Origin of the sequence: Pseudomonas sp. FSL W5-0203 (genome assembly GCF_001896155.1) — a bacterium.
Taxonomy (GTDB): domain Bacteria; phylum Pseudomonadota; class Gammaproteobacteria; order Pseudomonadales; family Pseudomonadaceae; genus Aquipseudomonas; species Aquipseudomonas paracarnis.
This window is the reverse complement of sequence record NZ_MPOR01000002.1, coordinates 210831-237150: the sequence shown is the minus strand read 5'-3', so window position 1 is coordinate 237150 and position 26320 is coordinate 210831. Positions and strand designations below refer to the sequence as shown.

21 protein-coding genes are annotated in these 26320 nt (G+C 62.2%); 13 read left to right on the top strand and 8 right to left on the bottom strand.

The genetic code is table 11. The annotated features are described in order from the left end of the window. The first annotated feature begins 37 nt into the window (after positions 1-37). Both BOP96_RS03335 and ptsP read left to right on the top strand, forming a co-directional pair. Positions 38-517: an RNA pyrophosphohydrolase gene (locus BOP96_RS03335; protein ID WP_003176750.1), complete on the top strand. Its 480-nt coding sequence runs from the start codon at positions 38-40 to the stop codon at positions 515-517. Positions 518-539: 22 nt separating this feature from the next. Then, positions 540-2819, top strand: coding sequence for a phosphoenolpyruvate--protein phosphotransferase (gene ptsP / locus BOP96_RS03330; protein ID WP_014720364.1), 2280 nt, complete (start codon positions 540-542; stop codon positions 2817-2819). 230 nt (positions 2820-3049) lie between these two features. Here the strand turns inward: ptsP and BOP96_RS03325 are convergent, their stop codons facing one another. After that, complete coding sequence (locus BOP96_RS03325; RefSeq protein WP_058410117.1) at positions 3050-3796, bottom strand: NRDE family protein; 747 nt, start codon at positions 3794-3796, stop codon at positions 3050-3052. A gap of 216 nt (positions 3797-4012) precedes the next feature. Here BOP96_RS03325 and lgt point away from each other — a divergent pair, with 216 nt between their 5' ends. After that, on the top strand, positions 4013-4825 hold the full coding sequence (gene lgt, locus BOP96_RS03320; RefSeq protein WP_003195189.1) for a prolipoprotein diacylglyceryl transferase: 813 nt from the start codon (positions 4013-4015) through the stop codon (positions 4823-4825). A gap of 51 nt (positions 4826-4876) precedes the next feature. Further along, positions 4877-5710, top strand: a complete 834-nt coding sequence (locus BOP96_RS03315) for a thymidylate synthase (protein WP_014720362.1) — start codon at positions 4877-4879, stop codon at positions 5708-5710. Between the two features lie 130 nt (positions 5711-5840). Here BOP96_RS03315 and cadR read toward each other — a convergent pair whose 3' ends face one another. Further along, complete coding sequence (cadR, locus tag BOP96_RS03310; protein WP_073451824.1) at positions 5841-6281, bottom strand: Cd(II)/Pb(II)-responsive transcriptional regulator; 441 nt, start codon at positions 6279-6281, stop codon at positions 5841-5843. Between the two features lie 85 nt (positions 6282-6366). Between cadR and BOP96_RS03305 the strand changes: the two genes are divergently transcribed. From BOP96_RS03305 to BOP96_RS03275, 7 genes are all read left to right on the top strand, one after another. Next, entirely contained in the window at positions 6367-8655 is a 2289-nt protein-coding gene (locus BOP96_RS03305; RefSeq protein WP_073451822.1) for a heavy metal translocating P-type ATPase, read from the top strand. A 16-nt stretch (positions 8656-8671) separates the two neighbouring features. Beyond that, positions 8672-9535, top strand: coding sequence for a LysR family transcriptional regulator (locus tag BOP96_RS03300; protein ID WP_058410822.1), 864 nt, complete (start codon positions 8672-8674; stop codon positions 9533-9535). 212 nt (positions 9536-9747) lie between these two features. Continuing rightward, the gene (locus tag BOP96_RS03295) at positions 9748-10812 is read left to right on the top strand and encodes a putative 2-aminoethylphosphonate ABC transporter ATP-binding protein (RefSeq protein ID WP_003195180.1); all 1065 of its coding nucleotides are present in this window, start codon (positions 9748-9750) and stop codon (positions 10810-10812) included. Position 10813: 1 nt separating this feature from the next. Continuing rightward, entirely contained in the window at positions 10814-12526 is a 1713-nt protein-coding gene (locus BOP96_RS03290; protein ID WP_014720359.1) for a putative 2-aminoethylphosphonate ABC transporter permease subunit, read from the top strand. A gap of 22 nt (positions 12527-12548) precedes the next feature. After that, positions 12549-13562, top strand: a complete 1014-nt coding sequence (locus BOP96_RS03285; RefSeq protein WP_073451820.1) for a putative 2-aminoethylphosphonate ABC transporter substrate-binding protein — start codon at positions 12549-12551, stop codon at positions 13560-13562. 123 nt (positions 13563-13685) lie between these two features. Continuing rightward, positions 13686-14816: a TIGR03364 family FAD-dependent oxidoreductase gene (locus BOP96_RS03280; protein WP_032902267.1), complete on the top strand. Its 1131-nt coding sequence runs from the start codon at positions 13686-13688 to the stop codon at positions 14814-14816. Continuing rightward, the gene (locus tag BOP96_RS03275) at positions 14813-15370 is read left to right on the top strand and encodes a phosphonate degradation HD-domain oxygenase (protein ID WP_020301844.1); all 558 of its coding nucleotides are present in this window, start codon (positions 14813-14815) and stop codon (positions 15368-15370) included. The genes BOP96_RS03280 and BOP96_RS03275 overlap by 4 nt, the downstream gene beginning before the upstream one ends. Here the strand turns inward: BOP96_RS03275 and BOP96_RS03270 are convergent. After that, positions 15367-16734, bottom strand: a complete 1368-nt coding sequence (locus tag BOP96_RS03270; RefSeq protein ID WP_073451818.1) for a DUF3482 domain-containing protein — start codon at positions 16732-16734, stop codon at positions 15367-15369. The two genes, BOP96_RS03275 and BOP96_RS03270, sit on opposite strands and share 4 nt — an antisense overlap. Next, positions 16727-18106: a DUF2868 domain-containing protein gene (locus tag BOP96_RS03265; RefSeq protein ID WP_073451816.1), complete on the bottom strand. Its 1380-nt coding sequence runs from the start codon at positions 18104-18106 to the stop codon at positions 16727-16729. Before BOP96_RS03265 ends, BOP96_RS03270 begins: the two co-directional genes overlap by 8 nt. 69 nt (positions 18107-18175) lie before the next feature. Here BOP96_RS03265 and BOP96_RS03260 point away from each other — a divergent pair, with 69 nt between their 5' ends. Further along, positions 18176-18688, top strand: coding sequence for a dihydrofolate reductase (locus tag BOP96_RS03260; RefSeq protein WP_019817767.1), 513 nt, complete (start codon positions 18176-18178; stop codon positions 18686-18688). A gap of 85 nt (positions 18689-18773) precedes the next feature. Here BOP96_RS03260 and BOP96_RS03255 read toward each other — a convergent pair whose 3' ends face one another. Continuing rightward, positions 18774-20165, bottom strand: a complete 1392-nt coding sequence (locus BOP96_RS03255; protein WP_014720352.1) for an L-cystine transporter — start codon at positions 20163-20165, stop codon at positions 18774-18776. A gap of 242 nt (positions 20166-20407) precedes the next feature. Between BOP96_RS03255 and BOP96_RS03250 the strand changes: the two genes are divergently transcribed. Next, positions 20408-21469, top strand: a complete 1062-nt coding sequence (locus BOP96_RS03250) for a hypothetical protein (RefSeq protein WP_014720351.1) — start codon at positions 20408-20410, stop codon at positions 21467-21469. Between the two features lie 191 nt (positions 21470-21660). Here BOP96_RS03250 and ilvD read toward each other — a convergent pair whose 3' ends face one another. The 3 genes from ilvD to BOP96_RS03235 form a co-directional block, all read right to left on the bottom strand. Beyond that, positions 21661-23502: a dihydroxy-acid dehydratase gene (gene ilvD / locus BOP96_RS03245; RefSeq protein ID WP_073451814.1), complete on the bottom strand. Its 1842-nt coding sequence runs from the start codon at positions 23500-23502 to the stop codon at positions 21661-21663. Between the two features lie 229 nt (positions 23503-23731). Continuing rightward, entirely contained in the window at positions 23732-24922 is a 1191-nt protein-coding gene (locus BOP96_RS03240; protein WP_073451812.1) for an MFS transporter, read from the bottom strand. A 125-nt stretch (positions 24923-25047) separates the two neighbouring features. Then, positions 25048-26244 (bottom strand): class I SAM-dependent rRNA methyltransferase, encoded by a 1197-nt coding sequence (locus BOP96_RS03235; protein WP_005792302.1) that lies wholly within the window; start codon positions 26242-26244, stop codon positions 25048-25050. Positions 26245-26320 lie beyond the last annotated feature (76 nt).

Here is a 26320-nt window from a genome sequence, read left to right as displayed (position 1 = left end):
GAACAATGCGGCGACATGCGTTTGCGAGGTTGTTGCCGTGATCGACCCCGATGGTTTCCGTCCTAATGTCGGCATTATTCTGACGAATGATGCCGGACAGGTGCTATGGGCTCGCCGAATCAACCAAGATGCCTGGCAGTTTCCTCAAGGTGGAATCAACCCCGACGAAACCCCTGAAGACGCCTTGTACCGTGAGTTGAACGAAGAAGTCGGCCTTGAGCGCGAAGATGTACAAATTCTGGCCTGTACCCGTGGCTGGTTGCGCTATCGTTTGCCGCAACGCCTGGTGCGTACCCACAGCCAACCGCTGTGCATCGGCCAGAAGCAGAAATGGTTTCTTTTGCGCCTGATCTCCAACGAGCAGCGGGTGCGGATGGATTTGACCGGTAAACCGGAGTTCGATGGCTGGCGCTGGGTCAGCTATTGGTATCCGTTGGGCCAGGTGGTGACATTCAAGCGCGAGGTTTATCGTCGCGCTCTCAAAGAGCTTGCCCCGCGCCTTTTAGCGCGCGACTGACGACGGAGTTCGACCCCGAGCCATGCTCAATACGCTGCGCAAGATCGTCCAGGAAGTTAACTCCGCCAAGGATCTCAAGGCGGCGTTGGGGATTATTGTGTTGCGCGTCAAGGAAGCCATGGGCAGCCAGGTCTGCTCGGTTTACCTGCTGGACCCCGAGACCAACCGTTTTGTGCTGATGGCCACGGAGGGCTTGAACAAGCGCTCCATCGGCAAGGTCAGCATGGCGCCCAATGAAGGTCTGGTGGGCCTGGTGGGGACGCGTGAAGAACCCCTGAACCTCGAGAACGCGGCCGATCACCCGCGTTATCGCTACTTTGCCGAAACCGGCGAAGAGCGCTACGCCTCGTTCCTTGGTGCGCCGATCATTCACCACCGCCGCGTTGTCGGCGTGTTGGTTATCCAGCAAAAAGAGCGTCGCCAGTTCGACGAAGGCGAAGAAGCCTTCCTGGTGACCATGAGCGCGCAACTGGCCGGGGTTATCGCCCACGCCGAAGCGACCGGCTCGATTCGCGGCCTGGGGCGCCAGGGCAAGGGTATCCAGGAAGCCAAGTTCGTCGGCGTACCGGGTTCGCCAGGCGCTGCGGTGGGTACTGCGGTGGTCATGCTGCCGCCCGCCGACCTCGATGTGGTGCCGGACAAGACCGTCAGTGACATCGACGCCGAAATCAAACTGTTCAAGACCGCCCTCGAAGGCGTGCGCGCCGACATGCGCAACCTGTCGACCAAGCTGGCCACCCAGCTGCGCCCCGAAGAGCGTGCGCTGTTCGACGTGTACCAGATGATGCTCGACGACGCGTCCCTGGGTAACGAAGTCAAGACTGTGATCAAGACCGGCCAGTGGGCCCAGGGCGCGTTACGCCAGGTGGTCACCGATCACGTCAACCGTTTCGAAATGATGGACGACGCCTACCTGCGCGAGCGCGCATCGGATGTACGCGACCTGGGGCGACGTCTGTTGGCGTACCTGCAGGAAGACCGCAGCACCAACATGGTCTTCCCCGATAACACCATTCTGGTCAGTGAAGAGTTGACCGCCACCCAGCTTGGCGAAGTGCCTGAAGGCAAGCTGGTGGGCTTGGTTTCGGTATTGGGTTCGGGTAACTCCCACGTGGCGATCCTGGCCCGGGCCATGGGTATCCCGACGGTGATGGGCCTGGTGGACCTGCCGTACTCCAAGGTCGACGGCATCGACATGATCGTCGATGGGCATCGCGGCGAGGTGTTCACCAACCCCAGCGACGTGCTGCGCAAGCAATACGCCGAGGTGGTGGAAGAAGAGAAGCAACTGGCCCAGGGCCTGGATTCGCTGCGCGAGCTGCCGTGTGTCACCCCCGATGGCCACCGGGTACCGCTGCTGGTCAACACTGGCCTGCTTGCGGATGTAGCCCGTGCGCAACAGCGCGGCGCCGAAGGGGTGGGTCTGTACCGCACCGAAGTGCCGTTCATGATCAACCAGCGTTTCCCGAGCGAGAAGGAGCAGCTGGCGATTTATCGCGAGCAATTGCAAGCCTTCCACCCGTTACCGGTGACGATGCGCAGCCTGGATATTGGCGGCGATAAGTCACTGTCCTATTTCCCTATCAAAGAAGACAACCCCTTCCTTGGCTGGCGCGGTATTCGCGTTACCCTCGACCATCCCGAAATCTTCCTCGTCCAGACCCGCGCTATGCTCAAGGCCAGCGAGGGCTTGAACAACCTGCGCATCCTGCTGCCGATGATCTCCGGCACCCATGAGCTGGAAGAAGCCCTGCACCTGATCCACCGTGCCTGGGGCGAAGTGCGCGATGAAGGCGCCGATGTGCCGATGCCGCCGATTGGCGTGATGATCGAAATACCGGCGGCGGTGTACCAGGCCAAGGAACTGGCGCGGCAGGTGGACTTCCTGTCGGTAGGCTCCAACGACCTGACCCAGTACCTGCTGGCCGTGGACCGTAACAACCCACGGGTGGCCGACCTCTACGACTACCTCCACCCGGCGGTGCTGCAAGCGCTGCAACACGTGGTGCGCGACGCCCATGCCGAAGGCAAGCCGGTGAGTATCTGCGGCGAAATGGCCGGCGACCCGGCGGCGGCGGTGCTGTTGATGGCGATGGGCTTTGACAGCCTGTCGATGAACGCCACCAACTTGCCGAAAGTGAAGTGGATGCTGCGCCAGGTGGAATTGAGCAGGGCCAAGGATTTGCTCGCCGAGTTGATGACCATCGACAACCCGCAAGTTATCCACAGCTCGCTGCAATTGGCGCTGAAAAACCTGGGGTTGACCCGGATGATCAACCCGGCCTCGGCCAAAACCCTGTAGGAGCGAGCTTCTAGCAGATCGTTCCCGCGCTCTGCGTGGGAAGGCAGCCCTGGACGCTCCGCGTCGGCTTTTAGAGCGTGACGCAGAGCGTCACAAGAGGCGTTCCCACGCAGAGCGTGGGAACGATCAAAGACCGAGGCGCCTTCATCGCAGGCAAGCCAGCTCCCACCTGTGGAATGCATTCCCCTGTGGGAGCTGGCTTGCCTGCGATAGCGGTGGTCCAAGCAGCGCTAAAACATCAGGTCCACCTCACCCAGCCGCCCCCCGTGCGGGCCAAAGCTGCGCTCCAGCATCCGCCGCGTCCCATCGGCATTCACGATCAGCGCTGTGCTCGCCCGTGTCCCATAACTGGGGCTGGCGATAAACACGCTCGACAGCAGGCTTTCGGTCGCCAGGCCTACGCCGGTGTCCGGCAGCTCAGCAAACGGCGCGGTCTGCGGGTCGCTGAGAATCCCCAGCAGTGCCTCAGGCTCGGGGTTCTCCAGCACGGCGCTGAACGCTGCTTTGGCCTTCACTAGCTTCGGCCAGGGCGTATCCAGCCCGGCATTGGCTAATCCATACACGCCAGCCTTCAGCAACGTCGGCTCGGTGTCATTGGCGTTGTAGTGCCACAGCTCATCCCGCGTGCCCACCAGCAGGTTGAACCCGGCATATTCAATCGAGCGGCCGTTCACATCGGCCAAATAATCGTCGATCGGCAGCGAACCGCTGAGAAACCGCGCAACCAGTTCGCCGCGAGACTTGCGTGCCGGTGGCTGGTGCGGGTCGCGGATGTTGGTCAAGGCGGCAAAGCGCCCATCCGCGTTCACCCCCAGCCAGGTGCCCCCGGCCTCCTGATCGCGACCGGCATAGACCTGGGGCGCATCCGCCCACTGGGCCAGCGGCAGGCTGGGGCGGGCGTAGAACTCATCGCGGTTGGCCGCGACGATCAGTGGCTGGGCATGGCCCGGTCGCCAGGCGAAAACAATCAGGCACATCGGGTGACCCCTTTTGTGTTTTTGCCACTCTACCCACAGACGCGCCGGTGTTCCATCGTCTCGAAGTTGGGCCGTGCACCTCTGATCCGTTAACATGCCGGGCTATTTGGCGTGTATGTGAACTTCTTAATTTGATCTCGCCGCTGTAACGCAGGCTTAATCGCACATCGGCATGGTCCGGTGCGTCATGACTAAATGTTTTAACGAGGAGTCGCAATGCTGCCTTACCCGCAGATCGACCCGGTGGCCCTGGCCATCGGTCCGCTGAAAATCCATTGGTACGGGTTGATGTACCTGATCGGCATCGGCGGCGCCTGGCTGTTGGCTTCCCGGCGCCTGAACCGTTTCGACCCGACCTGGACCAAGGAGAAGCTCTCCGACATGGTGTTCTGGATGTCGATGGGGGTGATCGTCGGCGGGCGCCTGGGGTATGTGCTGTTCTACGACCTGTCTGCGTATCTCGCCAACCCGACCCTGATCTTCGAAGTGTGGAAGGGCGGCATGGCGTTCCACGGCGGGTTTATCGGCGTGATGATCGCCGCCTGGTGGTTTGGCCGGCGCAATGGCAAGTCGTTCTTCCAACTGATGGACTTCGTCGCCCCCTTCGTGCCGATCGGCCTGGGTGCTGGGCGCATTGGTAACTTTATCAACGCCGAGCTGTGGGGCAAGCCGACCGACGTGCCGTGGGCGATGGTGTTCCCGCCGTTCAGCGACCCGGCGCAACTGCCGCGCCACCCGTCGCAGCTGTACCAGTTCGCATTGGAAGGTGTGGCGCTGTTCCTTATTCTCTATATCTTCTCGCGCAAGCCACGCCCAACCATGGCCGTGTCGGGCATGTTCGCGCTGTTCTACGGGATTTTCCGCTTTATCGTCGAATTCGTACGGGTACCGGATGCGCAGTTGGGCTACCTGGCATGGGGCTGGCTGACCATGGGTCAGGTGCTTAGCTTGCCAATGATCCTGGCGGGCCTGGGCATGCTGTGGTGGGCGTACAATCGCCCGCAGCCGCTGAAGAACGCCGCGCTTTAAATTCGAATGCCAAGACCAGGAGGTCTTGGCTTCAACGATACGGGTAAAAACATGAAGCAATATCTCGAACTGCTGCAGGACGTCGTGACCAATGGCCTGACCAAGGGCGACCGCACGGGCACCGGCACCAAGGCTGTGTTTGCGCGTCAGTATCGGCATAACCTGGCCGACGGCTTCCCGCTGCTGACCACCAAGAAGCTGCACTTCAAAAGCATCGCCAACGAACTGATCTGGATGTTGAGCGGCAACACCAACATCAAGTGGCTCAACGAAAATGGCGTGAAGATCTGGGATGAGTGGGCCACCGAAGACGGCGACCTGGGTCCCGTGTACGGCGAGCAGTGGACCGCCTGGCCGACCAAGGACGGCGGCACGATCAACCAGATCGACTACATGGTGCACACGCTCAAGACCAACCCCAACAGCCGCCGCATCCTGTTCCACGGCTGGAACGTCGAATACCTGCCGGACGAAACCCAGAGCCCGCAGGAAAACGCGCGTAACGGCAAGCAAGCCCTGCCGCCGTGCCATTTGCTGTACCAGGCGTTCGTGCATGACGGCCATCTGTCGATGCAGCTGTATATCCGCAGCTCCGACGTATTCCTGGGGCTGCCGTACAACACTGCCGCGCTGGCGTTGCTGACCCACATGCTGGCCCAGCAGTGCGACCTGATCCCCCACGAGATCATCGTCACCACGGGCGACACCCACGCCTACAGCAACCACATGGAACAGATCCAGACCCAGTTGGCGCGTACGCCGAAAAAACTGCCGGAACTGGTGATCAAGCGTAAGCCTGCGTCGATCTACGACTACAAGTTCGAAGATTTTGAGATTGTGGGCTACGACGCCGACCCAAGCATCAAGGCCGACGTAGCTATCTAAAGCCTTACTCGGTGAAAAACTGTGGGAGCTGGCTTGCCTGCGATAGCGCAGTGTCAGGCGACATCAATGTCGCGGGCCCGCCGCTATCGCAGGCAAGCCAGCTCCCACATGGGTTTGGTGTTCGCTTGAGTTAATGGCCGTGGCTTCTGCCCACATGCGAAGGCTCGGCCTCGCTGGCCGCAATCCCGCCGCTGACTTCCAACTGCTGCAAGATCCCGCACTGGTTCCCACCGCCGCAACGTTGGCGCAGGTCCAGCAGTTGTTCCTGCAAGGCCAACAACCCGTCGATCCGCGCTTTCACATGGTGGATATGCTCGTCGATCAAGGCATTCACGATTTCGCATTGGTCCTGGGGGCTGTCGCGCAGACCCAGCAGGCTGCGGATTTCTTCGAGGGTCATGTCCAGGCTGCGGCAGTTGCGAATAAAGGTCAGCCGCTCGGTGTGCGCCTGGGTGTACACGCGGTAGTTGCCGTCGGTGCGTGCCGGGGGCGGCAGCAGGTTTTCCTTCTCGTAATAACGGATGGTTTCCACCGGGCAATCGGTGAGTTTGGCCAGTTCGCCGATCTTCATCGCAGCAATCTCCAAATGGGCGCTTGACCCTATAGTGGCTACAGGGTCTTTACTTGGCAACAGGCACCTTTACGGACGCGACCTGATGAGCCACTCCATTCATACCCCGCACAAGCACGACCACAAGCATGATCACGATCACGATCACGGCCATGATCACAAACATGACCATGGGCCCGCCAAACTCACGCCTGTGGATAACCACGGCCATTCCGGCTCCTGCTGCTCCGGCGCTGCCGGGCCTGCCATCGTGACCCTGAGTGAGGCGCCCACCGCCGGCTCGCGCCTGAGCACCTTCCGCATCGAAGCCATGGACTGCCCTACCGAGCAGACGCTGATCCAGAACAAGCTGGGCAAGCTCGCTGGCGTGCAGCAACTGGAATTCAACCTGATCAACCGCATCCTCGGCGTCACCCATGACCTGCCGAACACCGCGCCGATCATTGAGGCAATCAAGTCCATCGGCATGCAGGCCGACCCTATCGAAGAAGGCAGCCCTGCCGCCGCGCCGCCCGCCAAGAAACATTGGTGGCCGCTGGCGGTGTCGGGCGTGGGTGCCCTGGGGGCCGAGGTGTTGCACTTCACTGGTGTGGCGCCCACCTGGGTAATCGCGCTGGTGGCGTTGGTGTCGATTCTCAGCGGCGGCCTTACCACCTACAAGAAGGGCTGGATTGCCCTGAAGAACTTCAACCTCAATATCAATGCCTTGATGAGCATCGCGGTGACGGGCGCGATCCTGATTGGCCAGTGGCCCGAAGCGGCGATGGTGATGTTCCTGTTCACCGTGGCCGAGTTGATCGAGGCCAAGTCCCTGGACCGTGCGCGCAACGCCATCAGCGGCCTGATGCAGATGACTCCGGAACAGGCCACGGTGCGCCAGGCTGACGGTTCATGGCTGGAAAAGGAGGTCAAAAGCATTGATCTTGGGGCGATTGTGCGGGTAAAGCCTGGCGAGCGCATCGGGCTCGACGGGGAAGTCACGGCCGGCCAGTCCACCATCGACCAGGCACCGATCACCGGGGAAAGCCTGCCGATAGAAAAAACCGTGGGCGATAAAGTGTTTGCCGGCACCATCAACCAGGCCGGCGCCCTGGAGTACAAGGTCACCGCCGCGGCCAACAACTCCACGCTGGCGCGGATCATTCACGCCGTGGAACAGGCCCAAGGGGCACGGGCGCCAACCCAGCGCTTTGTTGACAGTTTCTCCAAGGTCTATACCCCGGCTGTCTTCCTGTTTGCCCTCGGTGTGGCGGTGATTCCGCCGCTGTTCATGGCGGGCGTGTGGTTTGACTGGATCTACCGCGCCCTCGTGCTGCTGGTGGTGGCCTGCCCTTGTGCCTTGGTGATCTCCACCCCGGTGACCATTGTCAGCGGCCTGGCGGCAGCGGCGCGCAAAGGCATCCTGATCAAGGGCGGCGTGTACCTGGAGGGCGGCTACAAGCTCGACTACCTGGCCCTCGACAAGACCGGCACCATCACCCACGGCAAACCGGTGCAAACCGACTACCTGCCGCTGCTCCCGAACATCGAAGACAGCGCGCCGGCCCTGGCGGCCAGCTTGGCATCGCGCTCCGATCACCCGGTGTCCCTGGCGATTGCCAACGCAGCTGTGGATAAAAACCTGTCGACTCACGCTGTGGATAACTTCGAAGCCCTGGCCGGGCGCGGTGTGCGGGGTGATATCAACGGCCAGACCTATCACCTGGGTAACCACCGCCTGGTGGAAGACCTCGGTCTGTGTTCCGAGGCCTTGGAAGAGAAACTCTTTGCTTTGGAAAAACAAGGCAAGTCCGTGGTGTTGCTGTTGGACAAGTCTGGCCCGCTGGCGCTGTTTGCCGTGGCCGACACGGTCAAGGAGAGCAGCCGCGAAGCTATTCAGCAGTTGCACGACCTGGGCATCAAGACCCTGATGCTCACCGGCGACAACACCCACACTGCCAAGGCCATTGCGGCCCAGGTGGGTATCGACCAGGCCCAGGGCGACCTGTTGCCCACCGACAAACTGCAAGCCATCGAAACCCTCTACGGCCAGGGCCGTCGGGTGGGCATGGTCGGTGACGGTATCAACGACGCCCCGGCCCTGGCCCGTGCCGAGATCGGCTTCGCCATGGCCGCGGCGGGCACCGACACCGCTATCGAGACCGCCGACGTGGCGCTGATGGACGATGATTTGCGCAAGATTCCGGCTTTCATTCGGTTGTCGCGGCAAACGTCGAGTATCCTCAAGCAGAACATCGCCCTGGCGCTGGTGATCAAGGCGATCTTCCTGGCCGTCACGTTCATGGGCATGGCGACCATGTGGATGGCGGTCTTCGCCGACATGGGCGTGAGCCTGCTGGTGGTGTTCAATGGCCTGCGCCTGGTGCGCAAATAGCGGATGAGAGGGTGGTGTGCTGAGTGCTGAGTTAAAGGCGTTTTTCATGGTCGCCCGCCTGGGCAGCATTACCCAGGCGGCGAAGAAACTCGGCTTGAGCCAGCCCACGGTGACCACCCAGATTCGCAACCTCGAAGGCCACTACGGCGTCGAGTTGTTCTACCGTGGCGGCCGCCGCCTCACCGTCAGCGACGAAGGCGCGCGGCTGTTGCCGATGGTCAAGGCGCTGTTGCAGCAGGAAGCGGATATCGAGTTTTTCCTGCGCAACAACGGCCAGGTCCAGGGTGCGCTGAGAATTGCAGCAACGGCGCCGTATTACATCCTCGATCTGGTCAAAGCTTTTCGTGAGCGACTGCCCCAGGTGGAAGTCTCGGTGGAAATCGGCAATTCCCAACAGGTGCTTGAGGCGTTGGACGATTACCGCGTCGATGTCGCGGCCTCATCGCAATTGCTGGAAGATGCCCGTCTGATCCGCCGCGTGCTGGGCACGGACCCGCTGGTGCTGGCGGTGCACCGCAATCACCCGTTGGCCAAGCTCGATCACGTACCGTTGAGCGCGCTTATCGGGCACACCTTGCTGATGCGTGAAGCGGGCTCCACCACCCGCCGGCTGACGGAAGAGATGTTGAAGAACGCCGGCGTGGGGTACGGGCCGTTGCTGGAGATTGGCAGCCGTGAGTCGATTCGCGAGGCGGTGCTGCGCAACATCGGCATTAGCATCATCGCCCGCCAGGAAGTGCCCCATGACCCGCAGTTGCGCGTGCTGACCATCGAGGATGCACCGCAGATTCCGGAGTATCTGTATTGCCTCAAGGAGCGCAAAGGTGCGCGCCTGCCGGCGGCGTTCCTTGGCCTGGCACAGGAAATGTCACCCCTCTGATCGTTCCCACGCTCCGCGTGGGAACGCCGCCCAGAACACTCTGCGTCCGTGACGCGGAGCGTCACTAGAGACATTCCCACGCAGAGCGTGGGAACGATCATGAGTCCTACACAAATCCACCAATACCACTATCACCCCGTTTTGCCTTCCTGCCACACCCGCTACGCATTCCCTCCCTAGCATGGCCTTCATCCGTTCGATGAGGTGCCACCATGCACACAGCCCTAACCCAACCCGGCGCACCGATGAAAGTGCGCGCAATCCAGAAACGCTTTGGCGCCTTCACCGCGCTGGACAACGTCTCCCTAGACGTCGCCGCCGGCGAGCTGGTGTGCCTGCTGGGCCCGTCCGGCTGCGGCAAGACCACACTGCTGCGTTGCATCGCCGGCCTGGAGCGCCAGGACAGCGGTGAGCTTTACCTGGGCGAGCGGGACGTGTCCCTGCTGCCACCCCAGGCGCGGGACTACGGCATCCTGTTCCAGTCCTATGCGTTGTTTCCCAACCTCAGCGTTGAAGCGAACATCGGCTACGGCCTTACGGGCAGCGGCCGCGATGAAGTGCGCAAGCGGGTCGCGCAGATGCTTGAGCTGGTGGGTCTGGTGGGCAGCGAAAAGAAGTACCCCGGCCAACTCTCCGGCGGCCAGCAACAGCGCGTCGCCCTGGCCCGCGCACTGGCGCCGGCGCCGTCGTTATTGCTGTTGGATGAGCCGATGTCGGCCCTCGATGCCCGCGTGCGCGAGCACCTGTGCACCGAACTGCGCCAACTGCAGCGGCGCCTGGGCATCACCACCTTGATGGTGACCCACAACCAGGACGAAGCCATGTTGATGGCCGACCGCATTGCCGTGATGAACAACGGTAAGGTCGAGCAGTACGCCACGCCCCAGGAAATCTACGACCGCCCGGCCACGCCGTTCGTGGCGGAGTTTGTCGGCCAGGGCAACTGGTTGCCGTTCAGCCGTAACAGCGCCAGCCATGCCCAGGTGGGTGGGTTGAACATGCGCCTGGCTGAGGACGCGGGTGTCGCCCAATCGGGCCGCTTGTTCTGCCGCCCGGAAGCGATCTGCGTCAACCCACCGGTGCATGAAGAAAACCTGTTCCCGGCCAAGGTTCGCGAGATCACCTTCCTCGGCAACCGCTGCCGCATGAGCTTTGAGCTGGAGCAGTTGCCAGGCCATCCGTTGCTGGCTGAACTGGCGCCGGAAGCCATGCCGCGCCTGGGTGCACAGGATATCTGGGTGGCGTTGCCGCCGCGCAGCCTGCAGGTGTTTGCCTGAGATGGGGGCGGTGATGACATTGCCGGTACCGCGCCAGGTGTCCCGCGCCGAGTGGGGCGACCGCCTCTTTGTGGTCGGCGGCAAATGGCTCTGGCTGGGCCTGTTGGTGGTGGCGGTGCTGTTGCCGCTGTTGGCGATCTTCTGGCGCGGCTTCAGCAGCGAAGCCGGGCAGGGCGGTGGCCTGGTAGCCGCTCGCGAACTGCTGAGCAGCGCCAACTTCCACTGGTTGCTGGGCAATAGCCTGAAAGTTTCCCTCAGCGTGGCGGCCATCGTCGTGCCGCTGGCCTACTTGTTTGCCTATGCCCTGCAACGCACGCTGATCCCCGGCAAGTCCATCTGGCGTGGCCTGTCATTGCTGCCATTGATGGCGCCGTCGATGCTGCCGGGCATTGCCCTGGTCTATTTGTTCGGCAACCAGGGCCTCCTGCGCGGCTTGTTCTCGGAGAATATCTATGGGTTCTGGGGCATTGTGCTCGGTGAGGTGATTTACACCTTTCCCCATGCCTTGATGATTTTGCTGTCGGCGTTGTCCCTGGCGGATGCGCGTTTGTTCGACGCCGCTTCGAGCATGGGCGCCAGCCCGGCCCGGGCGTTTCGCAGCATTACCTGGCCGGCCACGCGCCAGGCGGTGTTCGCCGCGTTTTGCCTGGTGTTCACCCTGACCATCACCGACTTCGGGGTACCGGTGGTGGTGGGCGGCGATTACCAGGTGCTGGCGCTGGAGGCCTACAAGGCCGTGGTGGGCCAGCAACAGTTCGGTCGCGGCGCGTTGATCGGCATGGTGTTGCTGCTGCCGGCGCTGTTCAGCTTTGGCGTGGATGCGTGGTTGCGCCGTCGGCATGGCGACGCGATGAGCGGCCGCGCCCAGGTGTTCCAGCCAGCGCCATCGCGGCTGCGCGACGGCTGCTACCTGGCCATCGTGCTGCTGATCTGCGCGGCGTTGCTGCTGGTGTTCGGCATGGCGGTGTACTCCTCGCTGGTGAAATTCTGGCCGTACAACCTGTCGCTGTCGCTCAACCACTACCAGTTCGAAGACACCGCCGGCGGCGGCTGGTTGGCCTATCGCAACAGCCTGACCATGGCGCTGTGCACCGCGTTGATCGGCAGCGTGCTGATTTTCACCGGCGCCTACCTGATGGAAAAGACCAAGGGCCAGAAGAACCTCAACCTGGCGCTGCGCATGCTCAGCTTCGTGCCGATGGCCGTGCCGGGCCTGGTCCTGGGGCTGGGCTACGTGTTCTTCTTCAACCTCAACGGCAACCCGCTGCATGTGTTGTACGGCAGCATGGCGTTGCTGGTGGTGTGCACCATTGCGCACTACCTGACCACCGCGCAGATGACTGCAACCACCGCCTTGCGCCAGTTGGACGCCGAGTTCGAAGCCGCCGCGTTGTCCCTCAAGGCACCGTTGTACCGCCATTATCTGCGCGTCACGGTGCCGATCTGTCTGCCGGCGCTGCTGGACATCCTGCGCTACCTGTTTGTCTCGGCGATGACCACCGTGTCCGCCGCGATTTTCCTCTACAGCCCCGACACCATCCTCGCCGCCGTCGCCGTGCTGAACATGGACGACGCCGGCAATGTGGGCGGTGCGGCGGCCATGTCGACCCTGATCTTGTTCACTTCGGCCAGCGTCTCGCTGCTGCTGGCGTGGGCCTCACGTGGCGCGCTGCGCCGCTCCCAAGCCTGGCGCCAGCGCGCACCTGGCCAATAAACATCCCTGAAGGAGGTGCTCCATGTTCAAGCCCCTGGCGCTGGTCGCTGCAGTCCTCACGGCATTCAGCCTGAATGCTTTGGCCAAGACCGAGTTGACGGTGTACACGGCCCTTGAAGCCGAGCAATTGAAGACCTACAAAAAAGCTTTCGAACAGGCCAACCCCGACGTCGAGATCAAGTGGGTGCGCGACTCCACCGGCATCATCACCGCCAAACTGCTGGCGGAGAAAGACCGCCCCCAGGCTGACGTGGTGTGGGGCCTGGCCGCCTCCAGCCTGGCGATCCTCGATCAACAAGGCATGCTCGACAACTACGCGCCCAAGGACTTGGACAAGATCGGCAAAAACTACCGCGACGCCGCCAACCCTCCGGCCTGGGTCGGCATGGACGTGTGGGCCGCCACCCTCTGCTTCAACACCGTCGAAGCCGAGAAGCAGGGCCTCACCAAGCCGGTGAGCTGGCAGGACCTGACCAAGCCCGAATACAAGGGCAAGATCGTGATGCCTAACCCGGCGTCTTCAGGCACCGGCTTCCTGGATGTCAGCGCCTGGCTCCAGACCTTCGGCGAGAAGCAAGGCTGGCTGTACATGGACGACCTGCACCAGAACATCGGCCAGTACGTTCACTCCGGCTCCAAGCCGTGCAAGTTGGCGGCGTCCGGTGAGTTCCCGATTGGTATTTCTTTCGAATACCCGGCGGTTCAGCTCAAACGCCAGGGCGCGCCGCTGGAGATCATCCTGCCCAAAGAGGGCCTGGGCTGGGAGATCGAAGCCACCGCCGTGATCAAAGGCACGGCCCATGCCGAGGCGGCGAAAAAACTCGCTGACTTCTCCGCCAGCACCGCGGCGATGGATCTGTACAAGGACAACTTCGCCGTGCTCGCGCAACCGGGAATCGCCAAGCCACAGACCGAATTGCCGGCCGACTATGAGCAACGGTTGATCAAGAACGACTTTGTCTGGGCTTCCAAGAACCGTGACAGCATCTTGGCCGAATGGCGTAAGCGTTATGACGGCAAGTCGGAAAAACAGTAACCGATCGTTCCCACGCTCCGCGTGGTAACGCCGCTCTGGACGCTCCGCGTCCGCTTTTATAGGTCGTGACGCGGAGCGTCACCGGATGAATTCCCACGCGGAGCGCGGGAACCAGAGGACAGTATGAGTAGTGATCTGTTAGTCGTCGGCGCCGGCATCCTCGGTCTCTCCCACGCCTATGCCGCCGCCAGGCGCGGCCTCAAGGTCAAGGTGTTCGAGCGAAGCGCCACGCCATTGGGCGCCTCAGTGCGCAACTTCGGCCAGGCGCTGGTCACCGGTCAACCACCAGGGCCAATGCTCGACCTGGCGCGGGAAAGCCGCGAAATATGGGGCCAGTGGGCGCAAGCGGCGGGCCTGGCGCTCAAACGCAATGGCTCGTACCTGTTCGCCCGCACCGAAGCCGAAGAGCATCTGCTCGAAGCCTTCTGCGCCGGGCGCGCGCGGGAGCACGGCTACAACGTCGAGCTGCTGCAGGGCGCTGTCATGAACGACCTGTACGCCGGCCAGTTCCGCCATCACCGCGCCGCACTGCATGGCAAGGACGACCAGCAACTGTATTCCCGCGAGGCCATCCCGGCGCTGATCCATTACCTGAGCCAGGCGCTTAACGTGGAGTTTCACTTCTCTACCCTGGTGCGCGAGGTTGAACCGGGCCAGTTGCACAGCACGGCAGGCCGCTTTCGCGGCGAGCAGATCATTGTTTGCTCCGGCCACGACTATCAAACCCTGCTGGCCGACGCCATCGCCGCGCTCAACCCGCAAACCTGTCGCCTGCAAATGCTGCGCGCCCGGCCAGTGCTCAACCTGAACCTGCAACATGCCTTGCTCACCGGCTTGAGCTGCGTGCACTACGGCGCCTTTGCCGACCTGCCGGAAGCGGCCGCCGTGCAGGCGCAGATCTTGCGCGAAACGCCGTACCTGCACGAGCACGGCATTCACCTGTTGATCAGCCCTACGCCCCATGGCGAGTTGATCATCGGTGACTCCCACCATTACGACAGCGATCCGTCGCCCTTCAACGCCGAGCAGGTGGATGACTGGCTGATCGAACTGGCGCAACAGACCCTGGGTTGCAAGGTCCAAGTGGTGGAGCGCTGGCAGGGCGTCTACGGTTCGCGCGGGCCTGGGCCGTTTTCGTTTGTGCAGGCGGCACCTGGCGTCAGCGCTGCCTTGATGCACACCGGCGTAGGGATGAGCGTGGGGCCGGCGATGGCCGAGCGTAATATCAGCACACTGTGGGGCGCGACGCGATGAGCCCGGAACAGGCGATTGCCCAGGTGTTTGGCTTGTACGAGCAACATGGCACGGCTGACTACATCGGCGAGCCGGTGTCGCAAATCGAGCATATGTCCCAGGCCGCGCAATTGGCCATGGCCGAAGGTTTTGACGACGAGGTGGTGCTGGCGGCGTTTTTCCACGACATCGGCCATCTCTGCGGCCAGGGCGGCGCGAACATGGGCGGTTATGGCGTGGTCAGCCACGAGCGGCTGGGCGCCGATTACCTGCGCCGGGCAGGCTTCAGCGAACGCCTGGCCAGGCTGGTGGAATACCACGTCCAGGCCAAGCGTTACCTGACCTTCAGCCAACCGGACTATTTCGCCCGCTTGAGCGAAGCCAGCCGTCGCACTCTGGGTTACCAAGGCGGCGTCATGAGCGCAGAAGAGGCCCGGACCTTTGAGCAAGACCCGTTGTATGCCGTGAGCTTGCGTATGCGCCACTGGGACGAGCAGGCCAAGCAAATGCAGGCGCCGGTGCTGGACCTTGAGGTGCTTAAGGCCAAGGCCCGGCAGGTGCTGATGACTGCTTAGGTCTCGTCGAGGCGCATGGCAAGGGCTTCGACCTGTTCTTGACGCTCGGCCTGGCTTAGTTTGGCGTGGGGATTGAGGGACGACCATTGCGGATAGGCGCGGGCCTTGTTCAAGGCGTCGGGCAGTTTGCCCTCGCGCCAGGTTTTGTCCTGGGGCGTGTCGACCTTGATGCTGTGCATTGCCGCATGGCCGCGCAGGTTCAGGGCCTTGAGCAACTGGCGCTGGCGCAGGGCGAGCAGGCGCAGCACGCTGTCATCGACGGTGAGTTCGCGTTGGCCCTTGATCTTGCCCATCAGGCGGCTGCCGTAGCTGCGCGCGGTTTGCAGCGCACCGCCGGCAATCGCGCCCGCCAGGGCAGCAGCGCCCAGCGTCAGGCCGCCGACCAGGAGGTCCACGCCCGCACCGGCGGCTGCGCCGGCGGCGATCCCGCCACCCACCCGCACGCCCAGTTGCTTGAGGGTTTCGGGGTTGAACAGGTCGTCGCCCCAGCGCCCATCCAGTAGCGGCAGGTCGCTGGCCGCCGCGTCCTGTGGGCGAAAGCCGTACAGCTTGAGCAGGGCATCAACACACTTTTGTTCCCGTTGGCGCACCGCTTTGCGCAAATCGCCGATGGCTTGCTGTTCATCTTCGGTGACGACATTGCGACGGCAGGCCGCGCAGTCGATCAACAGTTCGGCGATCAAGCGGGCGGCGCTTTGCTGGCGGGCCTGGCGCTGGGCTTCTTGATCGAGGATCAGGCGTTCCAACTGCGGCCGTGAGTTTTCCAGCAGCAGGGCCAGGCTTTCATACAGCCGGCGTTCGCCGTCTTCGGGCGGTGCCACGCTGTCGAAACGCACCAGCGCATGCAGGCCGAGGCGGGCCAGGGCTTCGCGCCAGTCCGGTTCACGGTGGTCGCTGCTGCTGACAAAGTTGAGCACCGGCAACAACGGCTTGCCGCAACTGGCCAGCACTTGCAGTTCGTCGCGGTACTTGGCCAGCACCGGCTCGCGAGCGTCGATCACGTACAGGCCGGCATCGGAGGCCAGCAACTGGCGCAACACCTTGGCTTCCTGTTCGAAACGCTGGCGCGCCTCGCTGCCTTCCAGGAAACGCGCCAGCCGTGCAGGGCCATCCAGGCGTTCGCCGGGGCGGTCGAGGCGCTCCAGGTAATCGAGCAGGGCGATGGCGTCTTCCAGACCGGGGGTGTCGTACAGCTCCAGCAAGGCTTCGCCATCTACCGATAGGCGCGCACCTTCCACATGTCGCGTGGTACTGGGGCGGTGGGACACTTCGCCAAAGCCGACATCGCGGGTGAGGGTGCGCAACAGTGAGGTTTTGCCCACGTTGGTATGGCCGACCACGGCGAGTTTCAGCGGTTTAGTCATGACCGGTCTCCAGCCAGCTCAGCGGCGCACAATCGGCAAACGACACTTCAAGCTGTTGCAACGCGGCATGCCAGTCGCCCAGGCGCTCGGCGTCCAGCGCCTGGCCCGGTGGTGCCTGCAGCAGCCATACGCGGGTGTCGGTGGCGCTGCGTGCCAGCTCGGCGATCAGCGCCAGGCTGCCACGGTCGGGCGAGCGGCGCGGGTCACAGGCGATGGCCAGGCGCGCGGGTGGGAAACGGCTGAGTTGCTCCAGCAGTTTGTGGCGTGATTCGCGGCTGTCGAGGATGCCGGCGTTCTTGACGTTGGCAGGCAGTTTAGGGGGCCAAGGGTGTTGGTCGTCGAGTTCGATGGCGACCAGCAAGGCGCCATCACTCTGCAGCTCACTTGCGCCGCCGCTGATCGGGTGCAGGTGTTCGGGCGCCACATCGTTGACCCCCAGGCGCTCGCTGCTGGGCATCAGGCGTTCGCGCAGTTGGGCGTAGCCGGGCAGGTTGAGGTCCAGGCGCAACGCTGCGCGCCCGCGTTTCCATCGCCACAGGCACAGCAAGGCAAGGATCAACCGCGGCAGCAGGCCGTAGACCAGCAACACGCCCACCAGCCAGGCCGCCCAGGCCTGGCGGGCGCTTTCGATATTCAGCGCGGAGTCGCCGCTGGCGCGGATCATCTCCACGGTGGGCACATTGAAACCGAGCAGCGCCGGGAGTGTGCCAAGGGCCTGGGTCACGGCGACAAAGGTATCGGCGCCGAGAATGGTGGTTTCCCACACAAACCCGTAGCGGCGGGTGGCGAGCAGGGTCAGCAGGATCACCAGGGCGCTGAGCAAGGCCAGCAACCACAAGCTGTTGACCAGCACACCCACCGCCCAGCGATTGAGTTTTTGCCGTTGCAGCAACAGCAACAATGCTGGGGCCAGTTGCGCGGCCTTGGCGTCACGCGCCAGTTTCTCGCTGAGCCACAACCACAGCCGGCCAAGGCTGGCGCTGTGTTCACCGGCAAACAGCAGGCCCAGGGCCCAACTGATCAGCAAGATCAGGTTCAGGCCGAGCAGGCTGCCCAAGGCCCAAAACACATTCACCGGGGCCAGGCCATTGCCCAGCGCGGCGAACGCCAAACCGGCGCCGCTGATGACGGCGACCGCCGCCAGTAACAACAGCGCCAGGCGTGCGCCTTGCAGCCAGCGGCTGAGTGCGGCGGCCAAACCATCGCGCTCGGCCAGGTGCAGCGCACGCTGCTGGATGCGCGTGGCCAGGTCGCCCCCGGCGGTGCGGGCCAAGCGGTTGGCTTCCAGGTCTTCCAGGGGGCCGGCGTGTTCTTCCCGCAGGCGCACGGTTTCTGTCAGCCAAAGTCTGTGCAGCGGGTTCAGTGCAGTCACGCGCCGTCCTGTCGTGTTGATGAGGTTGGAGCATAACCGCTGGCTCGCCGCTCTGGTATTCTCGTCGCCATGAAAAAAACTCTCCCTTTAAGCCTGATCGCAGCCCTCGGTGAAAACCGTGTGATCGGCGTCGACAACAGCATGCCCTGGCATTTGCCGGGGGATTTCAAATATTTCAAAGCCACCACCCTTGGCAAGCCGATCATCATGGGGCGCAAGACCTGGGACTCCCTGGGCCGACCGCTGCCGGGGCGCTTGAACCTGGTGGTCAGCCGTCAGACCGATCTTGTGTTGGAAGGTGCGCAAGTGTTTCCGTCACTGGACGCGGCGGTAGAGCGGGCTGAGGAATGGGCCAAGGCGCAAGGCGTGGACGAGCTGATGCTGATCGGCGGCGCGCAGTTGTATGCACAGGGGCTGGAACAGGCCGATCGCTTGTACCTGACCCGCGTGGCGCTGAGCCCTGAAGGGGATGCGTGGTTTCCAGAGTTTGATATGAACCAGTGGAAGCTGGTGTCGAATGTCGAGAATCCGGCTGAAGGTGATAAGCCGGCCTACAACTTCGAAGTGTGGGAAAAAGCCTAAAAGCATCGCAGGCAAGCCAGCGCCCACAGTTTGATGTGTGAATACATTCAAATGTGGGAGCTGGCTTGCCTGCTATAGCGGTCTATCAGACCTGCGCTAACTCGGCATGCTCATCGGCATCCAGCAAGGCCTTATCCGTCTGCCCCATGATCTGGCTGGTAATCGCCCCCGCCGTCATCGAACCATTGACGTTCAACGCCGTGCGGCCCATGTCGATCAGCGGTTCCACGGAAATCAACAGCGCCACCAGTGACACCGGCAAGCCCATGGCGGGCAGCACGATCAGCGCGGCAAAGGTCGCACCGCCGCCTACGCCGGCAACGCCCGCCGAACTCAAGGTCACAATCGCCACCAGGGTTGCGATCCACAGCGGGTCCAGCGGGTTGATGCCCACGGTCGGCGCGACCATCACCGCCAACATGGCAGGGTAAAGACCGGCGCAACCGTTCTGGCCGATGGTCGCGCCAAACGAGGCGGCGAAACCGGCGATGGATTGCGGAATGCCCAGGCGACGGGTCTGCGCTTCAATGCTCAGCGGGATGCTTGCAGCGCTGGAGCGGCTGGTAAAGGCAAAGGTCAGTACCGGCCACACCTTGCGGAAGAAGCGCAGCGGGTTGATCCCGGCCAGGGACAGCAGCAGGCCGTGCACCACGAACATCAGGCCCAGGGCCAGGTACGACACCACCACGAAACTGCCCAGCTTGATGATGTCTTGCAGGTTGGAACCGGCGACCACTTTGGTCATCAGCGCCAGCACGCCGTAGGGGGTCAGCTTCATCACCAGGCGCACCAGGCGCATCACCCAGGCTTGCAGGGTGTCGATGGCGTTAAGGACTTTCTGGCCTTTTTCCACGTCGTCCTTGAGCAGTTGCAGCGCGGCAACTCCAAGGAACGCGGCGAAAATCACCACGCTGATGATCGACGTCGGCTTGGCCCGGGCCAGGTCGGCGAACGGGTTGGCCGGCACGAACGACAGCAGCAACTGCGGGATATTCAGGTCGGCAACCTTGCCAGCGTAATCACTCTGGATCACTTGCAGGCGCGCCATTTCCTGGGTGCCGGCCACCAGGCCTTCGGCGGTGAGGCCGAACAGGTTGGTCAGGCCGATGCCGATCAGCGCCGCGATGGCCGTGGTGAACAGCAGCGTGCCGATGGTCAGGAAGCTGATCTTGCCCAGGGACGAGGCGTTGTGCAGGCGCGCCACGGCACTGAGGATCGAGGCGAACACCAGCGGGATCACGATCATTTGCAGCAGCTGCACATAGCCGTTGCCGACCAGGTCAAACCAGCCGATGGAGGCTTTGAGCACCGGGTTGCCGTCGCCATAGATCGTGTGCAACGCCGCGCCGAACAGCACGCCCAGCACCAGGGCGAACAGCACCTTCTTGGCCAGGCTCCAGTTAGTACGGCGAGTTTGTGCCAGGCCCAGCAACAGGGCCACGAACACCAATAAATTGAGAATCAGGGGCAGATTCATTGAAGCTCCGTTGAGAAGGCAGCCAATCGCGTGAGCCTGCGATTGCGAACCGGGAAGCCTAACAGCTTGAAATATATTGATTTAATACCAATATGGAATGGCGACTGTCGTTTTTGGAATAAGCGTTTGACGCCCAGGCGTATGCCCTTGGCGCAATCGCGACGTCAGCGGTCGCGCTCGGGCGATAACTGTCATACGGATTTGTTAGCGTCGATGTCTTTCACTTGAGGGAGACAACGCCTATGAAGCTCGCGCCGAAACTATTGGTATCCGCCGCCTTTTGCCTCGGGCTCGCCAGCCAGGCGTTTGCCGCCACCGAGTTGAAACACTGGCCGGCACCTGCCGCCAAACAACTCAACGAAATGATCGCCGCCAATGCCAACAAGGGTAACTACGCGGTGTTCGACATGGACAACACCAGCTACCGCTATGACCTTGAAGAGTCGCTGCTGCCGTTCATGGAAAACAAGGGCCTGATCACCCGCGAAACCATGGACCCTTCGCTCAAGCTTATCCCCTTCAAAGACACCGCCGACCATAAGGAAAGTCTGTTCAGCTACTACTATCGCCTGTGCGAAGTCGACGACATGGTCTGCTACCCCTGGGTTGCGCAGATTTTTTCCGGCTTTACCCTCAAGGAGCTCAAAGTGCAGGTCGACGAGCTGATGGCCTCCGGCAAGCCCGTGCCGGTCAGCTATTTCGAAGGCGACGTGGTGAAAAAATCCGAGGTACAGCCGCCGAAAGTCTTCACCGGCCAGGCCGAGCTGTACAACAAACTGATGGAAAACGGCATCGAGGTCTATGTGATGACCGCCGCGTCCGAGGAGCTGGTGCGCATGGTCGCGGCTGATCCGAAGTACGGCTACAACGTCAAACCCGAGAACGTCATCGGCGTGACCACGATGCTCAAGGACCGCAAGACCGGCGAGCTGACCACCGCACGCAAACAGATCACTGCCGGCAAGTATGACGAGAAGAGCAACCTCGGCCTGGAACTGACTCCCTACCTGTGGACCCCGGCGACCTGGATGGCCGGTAAGCACGCGGCGATCCTCACCTACATCGACGAATGGAAAAAACCAGTGATTGTCGGCGGTGACACACCGACCAGCGATGGCTACATGCTGTTCCACGATGTGGACGTGGCCAAGGGCGGCATCCACCTGTGGATCAACCGCAAAGACAAGTACATGACCCAACTCAACGGCATGATCGCCAAGCACGCGGCGGCGCAAGCCAAGGAAGGGTTGCCGGTGACGGCGGACAAGAACTGGGTGATCGTGAAACCGGAGGAGATTCAGTAAAGAGCCTTAAGTCGAAGTGCAGTCACTGTGGGAGCTGGCTTGCCTGCGATGCAGACACCTCGGTACTTCATGTACTCCGAGGTGATGCAATCGCAGGCAAGCCAGCTCCCACATTTGATCTCCAATGTCTTGGGGAATTTCTGCAGACAAAAAAAGCCCCGCACCTGGCGGGGCTTTTTTATGCGCGGGGCTTACAGGCCGTCGAGCATGGCTTTGTTGCGCACCGCACCCTTGTCGGCGCTGGTGGCCAACAACGCGTAGGCCTTCAACGCGGTGGTGACTTTGCGCGGGCGCTTCTCCACCGGCTTCCAGCCTTTCTTGTCCTGCTCAACCCGGCGTGCTGCCAGTTCTTCATCGCTGATCAACAGGTTGATCGAGCGGTTCGGAATGTCGATCAGCACCTTGTCGCCATCCTGCACCAGGCCAATCGCGCCGCCGGCAGCAGCTTCCGGCGAAGCGTGGCCGATGGACAGGCCCGACGTGCCGCCGGAGAAACGGCCGTCGGTCAGCAGGGCGCAGGCTTTGCCCAGGCCTTTGGATTTCAGATAGGACGTGGGGTAAAGCATCTCCTGCATACCCGGGCCGCCTTTAGGGCCTTCGTAGCGGATGATCACGATATCGCCTTCCTTGACTTCGTCCGCGAGGATGCCGCGTACCGAGCTGTCCTGGCTTTCGTAGATCTTGGCGCGGCCTTCGAAAACGTGGATGGATTCATCCACACCTGCCGTTTTCACCACACAGCCGTCGAGGGCGATGTTGCCGTACAGCACGGCCAGGCCGCCTTCTTGCGAGTAGGCGTGCTCGACACTGCGGATGCAGCCGTTTTCACGGTCGTCGTCCAGGGTGTCCCAGCGGGTCGACTGGCTGAACGCGGTCTGGGTGGGGATACCGGCCGGGCCGGCCTTGAAGAAGGTGTGCACGGCTTCGTCGTCAGTCTGGGTGATGTCCCATTTGGCGATGCCTTCGGCGATGGACTTGCTGTGCACGGTTGGCAGGTCGGTGTGCAGCAGGCCGCCACGGGCCAGGGAGCCGAGGATTGAGAAGATCCCGCCGGCGCGGTGCACGTCTTCCATGTGGTACTTCTGGATGTTCGGCGCGACCTTGCACAGCTGTGGCACGTGACGGGACAGGCGGTCGATGTCGCGCAGGTCGAAGTCGATCTCGGCTTCCTGGGCGGCAGCCAGCAAATGCAGAATGGTGTTGGTGGAACCGCCCATGGCGATGTCCAGGGTCATGGCGTTTTCGAACGCCTTGAAGTTGGCGATATTGCGCGGCAACACCGACTCATCGTTCTCGCCGTAGTAGCGCTTGCACAGCTCGACGATGGTAAGGCCGGCCTGCAGGAACAACTGCTCGCGGTCGCTGTGAGTGGCCAATGTGGAACCGTTGCCCGGCAAGGCGAGGCCCAGGGCTTCCACCAGGCAGTTCATTGAGTTGGCGGTGAACATGCCGGAGCACGAACCGCAGGTCGGGCAGGCGCTGCGCTCGTATTCGGCGACCTTCTCGTCAGAAGCGCTGGAATCGGCGGCGATTACCATGGCGTCGACGAGGTCGAGGCCGTGGGAGGCGAGTTTGGTCTTGCCGGCTTCCATCGGCCCGCCGGAGACGAAGATCACCGGGATATTCAGGCGCAAGGCAGCCATCAACATGCCGGGGGTGATCTTATCGCAGTTGGAGATGCACACAATGGCGTCGGCGCAGTGGGCGTTGACCATGTACTCCACGGAGTCAGCGATGATCTCGCGGCTCGGCAGGGAATACAGCATGCCGTCATGGCCCATGGCGATGCCGTCGTCCACGGCGATGGTGTTGAATTCTTTAGCCACGCCACCGGCGCGTTCGATCTCGCGGGCGACCAGTTGGCCCAGGTCCTTGAGATGGACATGGCCCGGCACGAACTGGGTGAACGAGTTGGCAATCGCGATGATCGGCTTTTTGAAGTCGTCATCTTTCATCCCCGTGGCACGCCACAGCGCGCGCGCGCCGGCCATGTTGCGGCCGTGGGTGGATGTTTTCGAGCGGTAATCAGGCATTGGAGCACTCCGGGCGGCTAATCAAGTACTAAAGGGGAGTGAGCTTCTAATTGACGACTGGAACACTCAGAAAATGGCCGTGTGTCCGGAAGTTGCCACTCGCGTCGCGGGATCGCCGCGTGCTTGGGCCTCGAGCTCATAAACCCGCCGGGGGATGACTGGCGATGAATAGGGCCGATTCTACACCGCTGGCGGCTGGAGGGAATGGGCGCAACCTTGAAGTTAGCCGCTACAGGACGTGCGGGCGCCGCCGTGCCCATGAGTTCAACGCAAGGGCGGCAAGGCTCAGGATCAGAAAACACAAGCCAAGCGCAGTACTCAACTGGTGGGTAAAGGTGCTGATAAATGCACTGATACAGCCGCCAGCAATGAACAGCGCTGCCGCAACGGCGGAAGCTGCGGCTCCCGCATTGTCTGGAAACAGGCTCATGGCCTTGGAGTTGGAAATGGGCCGGGTGATGGTGGTGCCCGCCGTGCAGAGCAGCATGGGCACCAACACTGTCGGGGTTGATAAGCCGAACAGGTAGGCCAACAGCAGCATGACCACGCCAGAGATAGCGATCAGAACCAGCCCGACTGCCATCTGGGTAGCCGCCGCCAGCCGTTTGTGCAGGACGCCGGCACAGAGGCCTCCCACTACGTAGGCGGCGCCGTAGAGAAGCAAGGTCAATGAGTACTCATGGGGTGACAGCTTTAACTGGTCCATGAAAATGAGCGGTGACACAACGATGAATGAGAAATGACAGGCGAAGGTGATCGCGGAGATCGTGGCGTAGCTGGCGAAATGTCTGTTGGCGAAAACCTTGGCGTAGGCCCTGAAAATACCCCGCTCGCTTGGCGCGGTTGGAGGGAAGCCGCCATGCAGTAATCGTTGAGCCATAAACCACGTTGCGGCACAGAGGGCGATAAACGCGTAGAAGCTGGCTTTCCATCCCCAGTGCAATTGCAGCCATGCGCCCAGCACTGGGGAAATCGAGATGAAAATGCCTCCGGCCGTGGCCATTGCTATGCGCAACCGCTCCTGTTCCCTGCCGAAAAAAAGGTCCTGCACCAGCGCTTGGGACAGTATGAAACCACCGCAGCCTATGGCCTGAATGACTCGAAAGAACAGGAATTGGGGCGTGTTTCTGGCGGCCAGACACCCGACTGCACCCAGGATGGCTACTACCATACTGGCCAGGAGTAGCTTCTTGCGACCGATTCTGTCGGACAGCGGGCCGATCAGCAGCATTGAGCAGGAAAATCCAATGGCGAACAGGCTGACGGATCGAGCGATATGGGTGGTCGAGGTATGGAAGTGTTCAGCCAGGGCGGGAAAGGAGGGCAGTACGACGTCAAGGGGGAAGACGCCCAGCAAAGTCATGGTCATCAGCCAGAAAACCAAGAGCGGTTTTTCAGCCTGTGTAATTGCCTTCGACATGCGCGAGCCTCGGTTCCATGAGAGGGGCGAGGATCGAGTCTGCGCTACGGAAAGTCAAAGCCTGGGGCAGTACGACATTTCCTAAAAACCTGTAGGAACCCGCAAGTCCCTACAGGGGAACAGCATCAGCTATTGGGTAGCAACCGGCAGGTAATGCTCTTGATGTAGCGCGTCTCGACAATCGCCGGATGCACCGGGTGGTCCGGGCCTTGGCCGCCGCGTTCGAGCATCTGGATGTTGCGGTCCAGATGGCGGGCGCTGGTGAGCAGGATGTTTTGCAGGTCGTCTTCCGGCAGGTGCATGGAGCACGAGGCGCTGACGAGGATGCCGTCTTTGCTGAGCAGGCGCATGGCTTGCTCGTTGAGGCGGCGGTAGGCGCCTTCGCCGTTTTTCATGTCTTTTTTGCGCTTGATGAAGGCCGGTGGGTCGGCGACGATCACGTCGAAGCGCTCTTCGCTGGCTTTCAGTTCTTTCAACGCCTCAAAGACGTCGCCTTCGATGCAGGTCATCTTCTCGGCAAAGCCGTTCAGCGCGGCGTTGCGCTCTACGCCGTCGAGGGCGAAGGCCGAAGCGTCGACGCAGAACACTTCACTGGCGCCAAAGGCTGCAGCTTGCACGCCCCAGCCGCCGATGTAGCTGTACAGGTCCAGTACACGCTTGCCCTTGGCATACGGGGCCAGGCGGGCGCGGTTCATGCGGTGGTCGTAGAACCAGCCGGTTTTCTGGCCCTGGATCACCGGGGCTTCGAACTTGACGCCGTTCTCTTCCAGCGCCACCCACTCCGGCACCAGGCCGAACACGGTTTCGACGTAGCGGTTGAGGCCTTCGGCGTCGCGCGCGGCGGAGTCGTTCTTGAACAGGATGCCGCTGGGCTTGAGCACTTGGGTCAGCGCGGCGATCACATCTTCTTTATGCGCTTCCATGGTCGCCGAGGCGATCTGTACCACCAGGATGTCGCCGAAACGGTCGACCACCAGGCCCGGCAGCAGGTCGGAATCACCGTAGACCAGGCGGTAGAACGGCTTGTCGAACAGGCGGTCACGCAGGGACAGCGCGACGTTGAGGCGGTGCACCAGCAGCGACTTGTCCAGCGGCAACTTGATGTCGCGCGACAGCAGGCGGGCGCAGATCAGGTTGTTCGGGCTCATGGCCACGATGCCCAGGGTCTTGCCGCCGGCCGCTTCCAGGATAGCCTGGTCGCCTGCCTGGAAGCCGTGGAGTGGGGTGGCGGCCACGTCGATTTCGTTGCTGTAGACCCACAGGTGGCCGTTGCGCAAACGACGATCGGCGTTGGCTTTGAGACGCAGGCTTGGCAGGGACATGACGTCGCTCCGGAAAAAAGAGCGGGAGTATACCCTTTGCGCACTCTTTCATGTGGGAGCTGGCTTGCCTGCGATG

Coding starts and splice junctions, on each gene's coding strand:
- ptsP (WP_014720364.1), top strand. CDS start 540: ATGCTCAATACGCTGCGCAAGATCGTCCAGGAAGTTAACTCCGCCAAG.
- BOP96_RS03325 (WP_058410117.1), bottom strand. CDS start 3,796: ATGTGCCTGATTGTTTTCGCCTGGCGACCGGGCCATGCCCAGCCACTG.
- lgt (WP_003195189.1), top strand. CDS start 4,013: ATGCTGCCTTACCCGCAGATCGACCCGGTGGCCCTGGCCATCGGTCCG.
- BOP96_RS03315 (WP_014720362.1), top strand. CDS start 4,877: ATGAAGCAATATCTCGAACTGCTGCAGGACGTCGTGACCAATGGCCTG.
- cadR (WP_073451824.1), bottom strand. CDS start 6,281: ATGAAGATCGGCGAACTGGCCAAACTCACCGATTGCCCGGTGGAAACC.
- BOP96_RS03305 (WP_073451822.1), top strand. CDS start 6,367: ATGAGCCACTCCATTCATACCCCGCACAAGCACGACCACAAGCATGAT.
- BOP96_RS03295 (WP_003195180.1), top strand. CDS start 9,748: ATGCACACAGCCCTAACCCAACCCGGCGCACCGATGAAAGTGCGCGCA.
- BOP96_RS03290 (WP_014720359.1), top strand. CDS start 10,814: ATGGGGGCGGTGATGACATTGCCGGTACCGCGCCAGGTGTCCCGCGCC.
- BOP96_RS03285 (WP_073451820.1), top strand. CDS start 12,549: ATGTTCAAGCCCCTGGCGCTGGTCGCTGCAGTCCTCACGGCATTCAGC.
- BOP96_RS03280 (WP_032902267.1), top strand. CDS start 13,686: ATGAGTAGTGATCTGTTAGTCGTCGGCGCCGGCATCCTCGGTCTCTCC.
- BOP96_RS03275 (WP_020301844.1), top strand. CDS start 14,813: ATGAGCCCGGAACAGGCGATTGCCCAGGTGTTTGGCTTGTACGAGCAA.
- BOP96_RS03270 (WP_073451818.1), bottom strand. CDS start 16,734: ATGACTAAACCGCTGAAACTCGCCGTGGTCGGCCATACCAACGTGGGC.
- BOP96_RS03260 (WP_019817767.1), top strand. CDS start 18,176: ATGAAAAAAACTCTCCCTTTAAGCCTGATCGCAGCCCTCGGTGAAAAC.
- BOP96_RS03255 (WP_014720352.1), bottom strand. CDS start 20,165: ATGAATCTGCCCCTGATTCTCAATTTATTGGTGTTCGTGGCCCTGTTG.
- BOP96_RS03250 (WP_014720351.1), top strand. CDS start 20,408: ATGAAGCTCGCGCCGAAACTATTGGTATCCGCCGCCTTTTGCCTCGGG.
- ilvD (WP_073451814.1), bottom strand. CDS start 23,502: ATGCCTGATTACCGCTCGAAAACATCCACCCACGGCCGCAACATGGCC.
- BOP96_RS03240 (WP_073451812.1), bottom strand. CDS start 24,922: ATGTCGAAGGCAATTACACAGGCTGAAAAACCGCTCTTGGTTTTCTGG.
- BOP96_RS03235 (WP_005792302.1), bottom strand. CDS start 26,244: ATGTCCCTGCCAAGCCTGCGTCTCAAAGCCAACGCCGATCGTCGTTTG.